The organism is Bilifractor sp. LCP21S3_A7 (assembly GCF_052118825.1).
In the GTDB taxonomy this organism is placed as follows: Bacteria; Bacillota; Clostridia; order Lachnospirales; family Lachnospiraceae; genus Bilifractor.
Window position 1 is genome coordinate 104096 of sequence record NZ_JBQKGL010000007.1, and the last position, 12882, is coordinate 116977.

General features: G+C 51.5%; 9 protein-coding genes. 6 read left to right on the forward strand and 3 right to left on the reverse strand.

Annotated elements, in window-relative coordinates:
* Positions 1-345: 345 nt before the first annotated feature.
* The 3 genes from ACTQ1O_RS08115 to ACTQ1O_RS08125 all read left to right on the forward strand — a co-directional run bounded on the left by ACTQ1O_RS08115 (position 346) and on the right by ACTQ1O_RS08125 (position 4907).
* The gene (locus ACTQ1O_RS08115; protein ID WP_441475694.1) at positions 346-1995 is read left to right on the forward strand and encodes a response regulator transcription factor; all 1650 of its coding nucleotides are present in this window, start codon (positions 346-348) and stop codon (positions 1993-1995) included.
* A gap of 154 nt (positions 1996-2149) precedes the next feature.
* Positions 2150-3742 (forward strand): sensor histidine kinase, encoded by a 1593-nt coding sequence (locus ACTQ1O_RS08120; protein ID WP_441486845.1) that lies wholly within the window; start codon positions 2150-2152, stop codon positions 3740-3742.
* A gap of 22 nt (positions 3743-3764) precedes the next feature.
* Complete coding sequence (locus ACTQ1O_RS08125; protein ID WP_441475696.1) at positions 3765-4907, forward strand: ABC transporter substrate-binding protein; 1143 nt, start codon at positions 3765-3767, stop codon at positions 4905-4907.
* Between the two features lie 124 nt (positions 4908-5031).
* On the opposite strand, the gene ACTQ1O_RS08130 is transcribed toward ACTQ1O_RS08125, so the two are convergent.
* The 3 genes from ACTQ1O_RS08130 to ACTQ1O_RS08140 all read right to left on the reverse strand — a co-directional run bounded on the left by ACTQ1O_RS08130 (position 5032) and on the right by ACTQ1O_RS08140 (position 9470).
* A complete protein-coding gene (locus tag ACTQ1O_RS08130; protein WP_441486846.1) occupies positions 5032-6975 on the reverse strand; it encodes a hypothetical protein in 1944 nt (647 codons plus the stop codon).
* Positions 6976-7202: 227 nt separating this feature from the next.
* The gene (locus ACTQ1O_RS08135; protein ID WP_441486847.1) at positions 7203-8072 is read right to left on the reverse strand and encodes a LytTR family transcriptional regulator DNA-binding domain-containing protein; all 870 of its coding nucleotides are present in this window, start codon (positions 8070-8072) and stop codon (positions 7203-7205) included.
* Positions 8073-8336: 264 nt separating this feature from the next.
* On the reverse strand, positions 8337-9470 hold the full coding sequence (locus ACTQ1O_RS08140; protein ID WP_441486848.1) for a cation diffusion facilitator family transporter: 1134 nt from the start codon (positions 9468-9470) through the stop codon (positions 8337-8339).
* 373 nt (positions 9471-9843) lie between these two features.
* Between ACTQ1O_RS08140 and ACTQ1O_RS08145 the strand changes: the two genes are divergently transcribed.
* From ACTQ1O_RS08145 to ACTQ1O_RS08155, 3 genes are read left to right on the forward strand one after another with little or no spacing between them, the layout of a single operon-like run.
* The gene (locus ACTQ1O_RS08145; protein ID WP_441486849.1) at positions 9844-11634 is read left to right on the forward strand and encodes a flavin reductase; all 1791 of its coding nucleotides are present in this window, start codon (positions 9844-9846) and stop codon (positions 11632-11634) included.
* A 58-nt stretch (positions 11635-11692) separates the two neighbouring features.
* Positions 11693-12088 (forward strand): pyridoxamine 5'-phosphate oxidase family protein, encoded by a 396-nt coding sequence (locus ACTQ1O_RS08150; RefSeq protein WP_441099423.1) that lies wholly within the window; start codon positions 11693-11695, stop codon positions 12086-12088.
* 12 nt (positions 12089-12100) lie between these two features.
* Entirely contained in the window at positions 12101-12742 is a 642-nt protein-coding gene (locus tag ACTQ1O_RS08155; RefSeq protein ID WP_441486850.1) for a trimeric intracellular cation channel family protein, read from the forward strand.
* Positions 12743-12882 lie beyond the last annotated feature (140 nt).

Below are 12882 nucleotides of genomic sequence, written 5' to 3' on the forward strand. Positions count from 1 at the left end.
CTCTTTGTGATCTCGAATCAGGATGCAGTCAGAGTACCTTTGATATGTCCCGGATCCGTTGATCCGTTTATGGGGAGCAATGGATCCGGACGTGTTGTATAATAAACAGGTTCGAAGTGTGGCGGATTCGTTCATAATGTGCATATAGAAGCAAGACGATCACTGTTCAACGGGGTGTTCGTTGTCGGATTCGTTCATGATGCGTGTATAGAAGCAAGACGATCACTGTTCAACGGGGTGTCCGTTGTCAGATTCTATCCTGATGTGCGTATGGACGCGGGGATGACGACAGATGCAGGATGTGTTTTAATAGAGTGAGTTTGTGCCGTACAGGAGGCGTTCGATATGCTGAAGGTATTTCTGGTGGAAGACGAATATATTATTCGTGAGGCAATCCGAAAAACGATAAACTGGGAGCAGGAGGGATTTGAGCTGACCGGTGAGGCAGGTGACGGAGAAAAGGCATATCCGATGATCATGCAGAGCAGACCGGATATTCTGATCACCGATATCCGTATGCCGTTTATGGATGGGCTGGAACTCTCCAGACTGGTGTGCAGCAGTCTTCCGCACACGAGAATCATCATTCTGAGTGGTTATGACGATTTTTCCTATGCAAGGGAAGCGATCAGTATCGGGGTGACGGAATATCTCTTGAAGCCGGTGACAGGCGCAAAGCTTCTGGAGACGATGAAAAAAATCGGGACCGATATTGCAGCGGAGCGGGAGAGGGAAAACTATCGCGCGATTTATGAAAAGGAACATGAGGAGCGTATCCGGCTGGAACGTTCTGCTTTCCTGAAAAATGTGATCAGCGGACGATATTCTATGACGCGCCTGATGGAAATGAGTCATGAGCTGGGCATCCGTCTTTCAGCAGCGTTCTATCAGATCATTCTGTTTCAGTGTCTGGTGAGCCAGGACAGGCGGGCAGGCCGAAGGAACAATCCGGGCGACGGTGTGATGGATATGCTGGATGCGCTGCGGGATGTTTTCTGCTGTGAGCAGGTGGGCGGATCTGTGTGCATACTGGTTACCGGATCGGATGCGGATTCGATGGAGCAGAACCGGGCTTCCGTGATGGAGGCGATCAGACGGGGCATGGCAGATGCGGACGGCTACATTTATTTTACTTCTACAGGACCGGCTGTGGAACATATCAGTGAGATTGCCGATTCCTATCATCTGGCCGGACGGATGTTCGCGCAGCGCTTCCTGTATGATGAGGGGCGCGAATTTGTCTATGACAGGGATGCGTCTTCGAGACGGCCGGGTTCTGAGAGCCGGGACAGCGGCCGGGGAAGTCTGTCGGACCGTGACGCTGTGGAGTTCTGGCAGATGGACAGGACATACATTCATAATTTTCTGGCAAGCGGAGACGTCGATGATATCGATGTATTCTGTGACACAATCGTGAAAAATATCGGGATCCGGAATCTTTCGTCTCTGCTTTTCCGTCAGTATATCATGATGGATGTATATCTCATCTGTGCCGGCTTTCTGGGAAACTGCGGGTGTACAAAGGATGAGATTGAGGAAGCCTGCGGTGCCTTTTATTCACAAGGGTTTTCAGCTTCCATGGAAGAGGCGGAAAGACAGCTGAAGCAATGTTTTTCGGCGACGCTGGCGCTCCGGGACAAGTATTCGGAAACACAGTCTCTTTCGTTAACGCAGGAAGCACAGAAATACATCAAGAAGCATTTTTGCGAGAATGACCTGTCGCTGGGAAAGGTGGCTGGCGCAATCGGCGTTTCGTCAAATTATCTGAGTCATATGTTCAGCCAGAAGACAGGACATACCTTTATCGAGTATCTGACAGGGCTGCGGATGGATCAGGCAAAAAAACTGATGAAGACCACGGACCTCACGAGCGCGGAGATCGGCATGAAGGTAGGATACAGCGATGCTCATTATTTCTATTATATTTTCAAGAAGACGCTGGATATGACGCCGAAGGAGTATCGGAACCGCGTGACAGAGGCTGAGGAGCCATGAACGCAAAATAGACGTATGCGCGGGACAGGAGATACCGGAAACAGCAGAAAGTGGAATCTGGCGAGTCAGGAAATAAGCGTGTGCATGAAACAGGAGATCTTTAGGACAGGTCTGCAGGTACAAGCAGGGGAACAGGCAGAAGAGGGGGACTTTTGTGAAAACGGCGGAAGGCGTTACCGAGAAAAGAACCAGTATTTTACGCAGGATCTGGAGAATCATACTCGTTATTACGATCCCGCTGACGGCACTGTCCGTTGTCTGTCTGGTTCTGCTGAATATGATATACACCCGGTATGACAGAAGCGTACAGAACATTACGGCAGTCAACAGTTATAATCTCGACTGGGAGAAAGACATGAACAGTACCATGTATTATCTCATAGTGGAGGCCAATGACTGGGATAAGATCATTAAGGAGAAGAATGCGGACAATCCATATTATCTGATCGATGATATGCGAAGCCATTTCAAGAGCCTTGCCGCCGACAATGATGATTCAGAAGTTGAGAATAATCTGGATATGATTTTCCGTGTTCTTGACAATCTGGAAAAATGTGTCGATGAGGTTGCGGATAATATCCGAGAGGGCGGTCATTACGACGACAATATTGAGATTCTGAAGACGGATATTTATGTCATGACAGATATGATTCAGGAGAATATCCAGAAGTATATCTATCGGGAAGCGGCCCTTATGGAGCAATCCCGTGAGGAAATAGCACGCAACGTGCGTGTGCTTACCTGGATCATCGTCGTGCTGATTGCGTTTGCTTTTGCGGCGACGGTATCCTTCTCCCGGTGGATGACTCATAAGATTACAGATCCCATTTTTGGACTGGTTAAGGCAACGAAGATGTTCTCTGGGGGAAATTTTTCCGTTCGTTTTGAATCCAATTCTCACGATGAGATCGACGTGCTGGCGGACAGTTTTAACGATATGGTCAGGGAGATTTCGCTTCTCGTGGAAAACATACACCGGGATGAGCGCCAGATGCGGGATCTCGAGCTGAAGCTTCTGCAGGAGCAGGTCAATCCGCATTTTCTGTATAATTCGCTGGATGCCATCATGTGGCTGGCAGAGGCAGGGGAAAATGCGCTTGCTGTGAAGATGGTGAGTTCGCTGTCGACATTTTTCCGGACCGGTCTCTCGAAGGGGCGGGACTGGATCACGGTAAGGGATGAGGAAAGTCATACCAGGAGCTACCTGGAGATCCAGCAGTTTCGCTATCAGGATATCCTGAGCTATGAAATCAGAATTCCGGAGGAAATCGGTGGATATTATATGATGCGGCTGATGCTGCAGCCGATCGTGGAAAATGCGCTGTATCACGGTATTAAAAACCGCCGCGCAATGGGTCACATTCTTGTCATAGGGGAGAAGGATGGCGGTGATCTTGTATTCACCGTAAAGGATGATGGCATTGGCATGAAGCCTGAGGAGCTGGAGCATATGCGTGAACTGATTTCGGGGCGGGCCAGGGATGAATCTGATCATGGGTTTGGAGTTGCCAATGTACAGCAGCGGATTCAGCTGCGATACGGTCCGGAATACGGGGTCACGGTGGAGAGCGTGTATGGAGAAGGTACTTGTGTGCGCGTGAGGATTCCGGCGCTGACGTCACCGGGAAATTCAGATCTGCCCGGACCGGGGGAATTATCCAGAATAGCGGATCCGGATACAAATTCAGATCAGTCCGGAGCTGGGGAAATTATCCATAAGAGAGGTATCAGAAAATTCCGGATTTAGGAAAGAAGGGACAGGGGTGATTATGCAAAATAAATTGTCATGCTATAAGCAGTACCACAAACGCAATAAGCATCGAATTGCTCCATTCTGCGGACTTCTGCTGGCTGCTCTCTGCGGCTTCACGGGCTGCGGCACGGAACACAATGAAGCGGTAACTTCCATCTCTTTTTCCCAGGATGACAGCACTGGCCAGTTTGCCGCAGATGACGGGCATACGATCACCATCGGATTTGCGCAGGTCGGTGAGGAATCGGACTGGAGAAGAACAAATTCTGATTCCGTGCGTAATACCTTTACAACGGACAGAGGATATAATCTGCTGTTTGAGGATGCACAGAACGACCCGGACGCACAGGTGAGTGCGGTCAGCCGGTTCATTCAGCAGGGTGTGGATTATATTGTCCTGGAACCAATTGTGAAAACGGGATGGGATAAGGTACTGGGAGATGTGCAAAAAGCAGGAATTCCTGTTATCGTTGCCGACAGGCAGCTGACATTGGAGGATGATTCGCTTTATACAGCCTGGGTCGGCTCCGATCCGGAACTGGAAGGGGATAAAGTATGTGCCTGGCTGCACGCTCTTGCAGAGAAAAGAGGACTGGACGAATCACAGTTTCGTGTTGGGATCATTCAGGGAACAATCGGGTCCAGTCCGCAGATCGGTCGTGAAAAAGCACTTCGTGAGGCGGCGTCGGACTATGGATGGTCGATCGTGGGTTCAGAAAGAGGTGAATTTACGCAGGCTAAGGGCAGAGAGGCAATGGATGCGCTGCTGGGAAAATATCCGGATCTGAATATTGTCTACTGCGACAATGACAATGAGGCTTACGGCGCGATTGAGGCACTGGAGGCCGCAGGGAAAACCATAGGAACAGACATCAATAACGGAGAGATCATGATTGTCGCATTTGACGCGGCGAAGAAGGCACTGTCGTATGTAAGAAAGGGACTCATTGCCTGTGACGGTGAGTGCAATCCTTTTCTCGGGCCGGAAATTGAGAAGATGATCCTCGCTCTGGAAGAGGGAAAGAGCGTCGAGAAGATCCGGTATGTAGATGAAGGAATATATGCCGGAAACCAGGAGATTCACTCTGTAATTGTAGATGGGAAGACCTATCCTGTGACGCCGGTAACACAGGATCTTCTGGAGAAAAGAGTCTATTAAAGATTTGTTAATCCACACAGGACGCATAATATTGTGACCGGCTTTTACGGACCAGCGATACCGCTGGTCCGTTTACGCGATCAGGACAATACCGTTCCGGATCATCCGTAATTGGCGGTGCTGTTCATCCGGAATAGGCAATGCCGGTGAACATATTTTCAGCGTCGATGCCGTTTACTGTCTGCGGATAAGCGTCGCTATTGTCGACGCGGATGCGGACAATCCGGTTATCGGGTGTGAGGAAATCGACGCTGTCTGTCAGATTGGTCCGGTAATACTGGAGCACAGTACCGCCCGGGATCTCCGCCTGGCGGAAGGTCAGATTCTCCGGGGATCCGGACCGGTCGGAAGCAGTGTCGAGAGTGCGTGTTTCGCGCAGTATGATGTCATCCTCCGATATGGGAGATGCAGTGTACCATGCGCTTCCGGCGACAGGGTTTCCGTCATCGTCGAGCCGGAAGAGATTTGCGCAGGCAGTGGTTCCGAGGAGCTGCGATCTCGTGGACAGGAGAAAACGGTCGGGGTTCAGAAGAACATGATAGTAAAGCCCGCATGAATATTCAGCCGTCATGCCGCCATCGTCGGAACTGTCATGTGCAGAAGTATCCGTCGATGACGGATATGTTGAAGATTCGTGATTGGTCGAACCTGTATCATTCACAGAATCTGTATCATCCGGGGTCCAGACCATGTGCGGAGCAACGCCGTCGGATGAGGCGGACGGAAGTTCATAGAGGTGAACAGTTTCCCAGTCGTCTTCCTGATGTGTGTTGATGAGGAGAAAACGCCTCTCGCCGCGCGTGATCAGATAATAATCGGGTGCATAATGGCCCGGGAGCTCAAAGGTTCTGGACTGCCCGTTCACCAAAACCGTTATATTTCTTGCCCCGGCATCATAGCCTTCCTCAGTTGTTGCAGGATCAGACTCAACCTGAAAGCTGCTGAATCCGCGGCCGCTGTCGTCCGTGATGCTCATCGGCACGTATTCCGGAACGGCAACGGCATAGCTGTCGTCCGTCTCCGGTACGAAAGACGGATCAATGATGCCGGAGAGATCCGCATACCTGACAGAAGGTGTCTGGGCGCCGGATGCATAGGCTGTGATGTCTCCGGCGCTGAACCAGAAGGTGACGCCCTTCGGGTCGAGAGTAAATTGAAGACCTCCATAGCTGTCGGTATTGTTCATGATTTCTCGGATCAGTGAGGCGGTATCTCTTGAATCCGTTGCCGAGAAAAGAATGAGATCCGGGTACTGATCTGTGAGTGCGAAGGCTATGATGTCCGGCAACGCGTTCTTATCCGTGAAGACATCATCGATTTTCAGCTCGTTTCCGGTTGCAGGATCGTAATTGCATCCCCTGAGAATGACACTGCCGTGCGCGCCGTGGCTGTAGACATCTGTAAGCGACAGCACACTCAGCACGGATGCGTCCGCACGCTGGACATAGAGCTTCTCGTAATTATGGTAATATGGGTCGCTGCCCTCCGGCGCAGGCTCCTCATACTCGCTCTGTGCCATGACCCGCAGATCTTCGACCGCGCTGTCTGCCTTTGCCGCAACATCGCGGTTCAGGGTGTCTGCGGCGCGGCTGAGCAAGGATTCCGCCGCTGAGGAGAGATCGTCCGTGCCGGTCAGGGGGCCGCTGTAATCGGTCTCGTCAAATGACAGCTGCTGATAGGATGCATCTACCCAGGTCACATCCCCGTCCCAGACACCATTGAAGGTTGTTTCACAGACCAGCTGAAGATCGGAAACGGCCGCAGGGTTTGCAGACGGCCCGGAGACCGGGTCATAGACAGCGGATGGGTCACGGACAGCGGAAGGATCCTTCTCACTGCCACCTGTGGAAGAAGCGGAACAGGAAGACGATGCCGTGAGAGTTTCCGCGGAGGAAGCAGACAGAGCCTGCCGGCTGTCCGTGGAAGAGGCGTGAACAGGCTTCACACTTTTCGCGTCTGTGGAACTGCCGGCAGAAATGCCTGCCGGATCCTGCGCCGCGCCGCATCCTCCCATCACAAAGACAGCAGCAAGCATGCCGGATGTCATGACGTAAAACCATCTTCTCATTTCTTTCCCTCCTCCCGATTCAATCGTAAGATGTGCGACAGATTTTTCTTTTCTTTTATTCTATCAGACACTATAGCAATACGAAAGAAGGAAGTACTTTCATAACGCAAAATTTTCACACATCCTGGTGTCCGGTTTGTGAGGCAGAATAAGAATTCATGCCGGCCGGAAGCAGTTTGAGTATTATGCGGTTAAGGTACCTCCGGGGATGGTTCGGGACGAGCGCTTCACCGGGGAACCTCCGGTTTCCAGTTCAGGAGACGGTCGCGGAAGGCGGTGTATTTTTTCTCGGGCACCGGCAGAATGGTGCCGTCGGTCATTGTTATTTCGAAGCGCTTCAGGGAACGCACGTACAGCGGGTTGACCAGGTAGCTCACGTGTGCGCGAAGAAGTGAGCCCGAGAAGCCCGACTCATAATACCGGAGCGGCTCAATGGATTTGTAGGTGCCGTCGAGGGCATGGATCAGAGAATGACGTCCGTTGTCCGTGCTTTCAATCCACAGAACCGTAGCGGAGTTGAAAATGTATGTGATGATGTTGTCACCCTTTCCCATGACGCTTCGGAAGGAGAGCCCCGAATAGCCGGTACCGGCGGCATCGATATGAGATTCGGAGGAGGAGCCGGCGTAGACTTTCGGGAGGGCAGAGCGGTTCTGAGCATTGCCGCTTTCAGGTGCCGCTGGCTCCTCCTCAATGATATTGGATATGTGGATCATGTAAACCCGGGGGATCAGTTCCCGGTTTCCGCTGTCAGTCTGCTCCCTCCGGTATCCCCAGGACATGTGCAGCCGCTGATGGTGACGGTCAACCTCACCGTTTTCAAAGTAGGTGTAGACGTCATATTCCAGCATGACCTCCAGGACGTTTGTTCCGATGGAGACGCTGTGTTCCGTGATATTTCCCATGGAAAAGGTTGGATGCTGATCCACGGAACGCCATGTGCGGATTATCGTTTCTCTGCCGCGCAGGATCTGGTCTTTCCTGGGACCGAACCACAGCACATCCTCGGCGAGGCAATCAAAGAAGGGCTCGAGATTGTTCTTGTAATATTCGGTGATGATGGATATTGATCGCTGAATCAATTCCTGTCTTTTCATTTATTACTTTCTCCTTTTCACGGATTACCCGAAGCTCGCGATACCACCGGGCCGGCTTCCGGAATATGCGATGCCGATTGCAGCTGGGGCAGATTAATTTCTGATCTTATTCTTTCAGATTTCGAAGGTAAGAGGAGGAAAATGTCAGCTGGGTGGGAAACCTGGACCGTGAACTGTGAGAGCGGTTCTCTGCGCATCTGTTTTCTGTGACAGCGTTTCGCACGAATCAGGGGAGTGGTTTACCTGAAGGATTTCACAGGTGCCTTACTTTTTAGCGGGGAGCATTCCAAAATCGGTGTCGAGCGATACTTGAACGGAGTATTCCGGGTATCTTTCGGCGGTTTCACTGCGGATTTGGTCTCTTACCTGCATGCGGTCGGGCGCGTCAAAGCTCACGACGGTATCGAAGCGGATTTTCTTCTCGTCCGGATCCAGATAGAAGCCGTGCACCTGTTCGACATAGGGATGGCTCATGGCGTGAGCGGTGATATCCTCGCGGATCCGGATGACTTCAGGATCTGTCGTGTTCTGCGTATAGATACCGATGCCGGTCAGGAATACGCCGTGCTTTTGATATACACGCTGTGTGATTCTGCGTGTGATCTTGTCCAGTTCGACCACCGAGAGAGTATCCGGGATTGCGATATGAACTGAACCGGTGTGACGTCCCGGACCATAATTATTGAGGGACATATCATATGCGCCAAGGACCTGTTCTTCTTCGAGAATCGTTCTTTCGACGTCCTGAGCCAGTTCTTCTTCCATTCTCTCGCCGAGCATGGAGGACAGCATATCCCGCACCATGATCAGGCCCCCGAACAGAATGTCCGCTGAAATCACGATGGCAAGCCAGGACTCAATGGAGACATGGAAAACGGTGTAAACCAGCATTCCGGCGACGGTTACCAGGGACAGCAGAGAATGCTTGAGCTCGGATTTTCCGGTCTGTGTGAGAGCTCTGGAGTCTGTGTGCTGACCGGTGTGAATATCATGGCGCCCCACAACAATCCGTGCGATCATGCTGATGATAATAATCGAGAAGGAATAAACGGTGAAGCGAGGGCGCGACGGATGCAGGACGGACTGAATGCCGCCGAGAATACCGGTGATTCCCGCATAGGCTGTCAGGCCGGCAATGAGAAGTCCGCTGAGATACTCTACTCTTCCATATCCGAAGGGGTGCTTGCGGTCTGCGGGCTTTCCGGCAAGCTTTGCGCCGAGAACCGTGATGACGGCATTGCTTGCTTCGGTGATATGGCTCAGGCCGTCGAGGATCATGGAAACAGATCCGGAAAAGACACCCTCCAATGCCTCGAGGAGTGCCAGGACAACACTGACAAGGATGGCTGTGCGTCCGACGCGGACGATTTCCCGGGTTCTTGTGTTCTGATGGGTCATATATAAAAACGCTCCATTTCTTATCTTTTTTTCTTTCCCAATTAGTTCTTCCCCACTATAGCATCTTGAAAATCATCGCGCTATCTGTTTTTTCGTCAACGAGTTATATCGTAACGCCTTTGATGGCAAAAATGCAGAGCAGCGAGCAATCCGTAGCCAATACAGCATGTGGGGCCCCGCCTGCGGGGCAAAATTCCGCTGTATCTGATTGAGACATGGTCCCATAAGTTGGAAAATGAAGAATGATATTGAGTGCGGTGCTGAAATTTATTCTTCCAGTGGAAAAACCTAGCTTTCTATAGTATGATAAAAAATGAACGAAGTTGTATATTATACTGAAATTCTGCATTCTGAATGAAGGAGGCTTACTGAAATGAAGGTTACAGAGGACATCCGCTACATCGGAGTCAATGACCACAAGATTGACCTTTTCGAGGGGCAGTATAAAGTTCCCCACGGAATGTCTTACAATTCATATGTTATCATGGATGAGAAGATTGCGGTCATGGACACTGTGGATATCAGGTTCACGCATGAGTGGCTGGACAATCTGGCGGAGGTGCTGGGAGAGCGCAAGCCGGATTACCTGATTGTACAGCATATGGAACCGGATCATTCCGCGAACATCATGAATTTCATGAAGATTTATCCGGACACCGTTATCGTGGCGAACAAGAAGACGTTCGCGATGATGAATCAGTTCTTTGACATGGATCCGTCCATTCACACGGAAGAAGTAGAAAACGGGGGAACGCTCTGCCTTGGAAAGCACACTCTGACCTTTGTGTTTGCGCCGATGGTACACTGGCCGGAGGTTATGGTCACCTATGACAGTACGGATAAGGTTCTGTTCTCTGCTGACGGTTTCGGCAAATTCGGTGCTCTCGATGAGGAGGAGCCGTGGGATGATGAAAGCCGCCGCTATTACATTGGCATTGTCGGAAAATACGGCGCGCAGGTTCAGAAGCTTCTGAAGACTGCTGCGACGCTTGACATCCAGATGATCTGCCCGCTTCACGGACCGGTTCTGTCGGAGAATCTGGGACATTATATTGATCTGTATGACAAGTGGTCTTCCTATACACCGGAGGAAGAGGGAATCGTAATTGCGTTCACTTCCGTCTATGGTCACACCAGAGCCGCGGTGGAGCAGCTGGCCGAGATGCTTCGTGAGGGCGGTGCGCCGAAGGTTGTGGTTCACGATCTGGCGAGAACGGATATGTCTCTTGCCGTTGCGGATGCGTTCCGTTACAGCAAGCTGGTTCTGGCGACGACGACTTACAATGCGGAGCTCTTCCCGTTCATGCGTCAGTTCATTGATCATCTGACCGAGAGAAATTTCCAGAACCGCACGGTTGCTTTTATCGAGAACGGAACCTGGTCTCCGCTTGCGCTGAAGCTGATGAAAGAGAAGCTGGCTGGCTGCAAGAAGATGACATATGTCAATACCAGTGTCACGATCCATTCCGCACTGAAGGCGGACAGCAAGGATGCGCTGAAGAAGATGGCGGAGGAGCTGACGATGGATTATAAGGCTCTGTCTACGGAAAAAGCAGCGAAGAACGATATGACCGCTTTGTTCCGGATCGGATACGGCCTGTATGTAATTACCACCAACGACGGCAAGAAGGATAACGGAATGATCTGCAATACGGTGACGCAGCTGACAGATACGCCGAACCGGATTGCCGTGAATATCAACAAGAGAAACTACACCTATCACGTGATCAAGCAGACTGGAAAGCTGAATGTGAACTGTCTGTCTGTGGAGGCACCGTTCTCCGTTTTTGAGCGTTACGGATTCCAGAGCGGACGGGCTGCCGACAAGTTTGAGGGAGTTGAGGAGTTCCGCTCCGACAATGGACTGCGGATTCTGCCCCGCTATATTAACGCGGTGATGTCTCTGGAAGTGGAGTCTTATGTGGATCTGGATACGCACGGTATGTTCATCTGCACTGTTTCGGAGGCCCGTGTGCTGTCTGACAAGGATACGATGACCTATACCTACTATCAGAAGAATGTAAAGCCGAAGCCGAAGACCGAAGGCAAGAAGGGCTGGGTATGTACCGTCTGCGGCTATGTCTATGAGGGAGAGGAGCTCCCGCCGGACTTCATCTGCCCGATCTGCAAGCACGGAGCTGCGGATTTTGAACCGATCGGATAAATCGAATAATCCGTACGGAAACATAACAGATTGATTCCAGGCAAAAGAGAGGTACAGAATGGAAGAAGTATTCGAATTTTTAAAGAATGCCGGAACCTGGTATCTGGCGACCGTGGATGATGAGGGAAATCCTCAGGTGCGTCCCTTCGGGGCGCAGAATATCTTTGAGGGAAAGCTGTATATTCAGACCGGACTGAAGAAGAACGTGGCGAAGCAGCTGCTGGCGCATCCGCATATCGCAATCAGTGGAATGGCCAAGGGCAAGTGGATCCGCCTGAATGCGGAGGCGGTTTATGACGAGAGGATAGAGGCGCAGCAGGCGATGCTTGACGCAAATCCGGAGCTGAAGGATATGTATGCGGCCGGAGACGGCAATACCGCTGTTTTTTATCTGAAGAATGCAGCCGCGTCGATCTGCAGCTTTACTGAAGATCCGGTAACGGTAACATTCTGATTTTCATGACAGATGGCAAGGGATTTTATCTATGTCATGGACCTGCTGGGAACGTGCGCCTTTGCGATTTCGGGGGCGATGACGGCGATTCAGCAGGGACTGGATCTCTTCGGTATCATGATTCTGGCTTTGACGACAGCGGCCGGAGGGGGCTTTATCCGTGATCTTACGATCGGGAATCTCCCGCCGGTGGTGTTCCGGGATCCGGTCTATATCATTCTTTCCTTTGCGACTGCAGGCGTTGTCTTCGCCGTATTAAAGCTTCAGAGGCGACGGCTTCATCTGGAACGGCTGAAGAACATTTATGAGCGGGCGCTGCTGATCTCGGATACCCTGGGATTGGCAGCGTTTACGATTGATGGTGTCTCGGCGGGACGGTCTCTGGCGCAGACGAATCTCTTCCTTTCCGTTTTTCTCGGGGTGGTTACCGGGATCGGGGGAGGAATACTCCGGGATCTGTTTGCGGGGAAAAAGCCCTATGTCTTTGTGCGGCATGTATATGCGCTGGCTTCTGTAGCCGGTGCTGTGGCTGCCTATCTTCTTCCGCGCTGGATCGATTTCAGCATGGCGATGATGATCAGCTTCGGGATTATTGTACTGCTTCGCTACCTGGCGGCACATTTTCGCTGGGACCTTCCGAGAATTTCCGGGTGAGGAAGCGGACAGAATGACAAGGCCGTGTATATTTGCAGTGCCGCAGATAGAGGATATGTGACCGGGGTGAGGAAGCGGACAGAATGGCATGGCCGTGTGAATTTGCAGCGCCGCAGATAGAGCATATGAGAGCGGAGCGA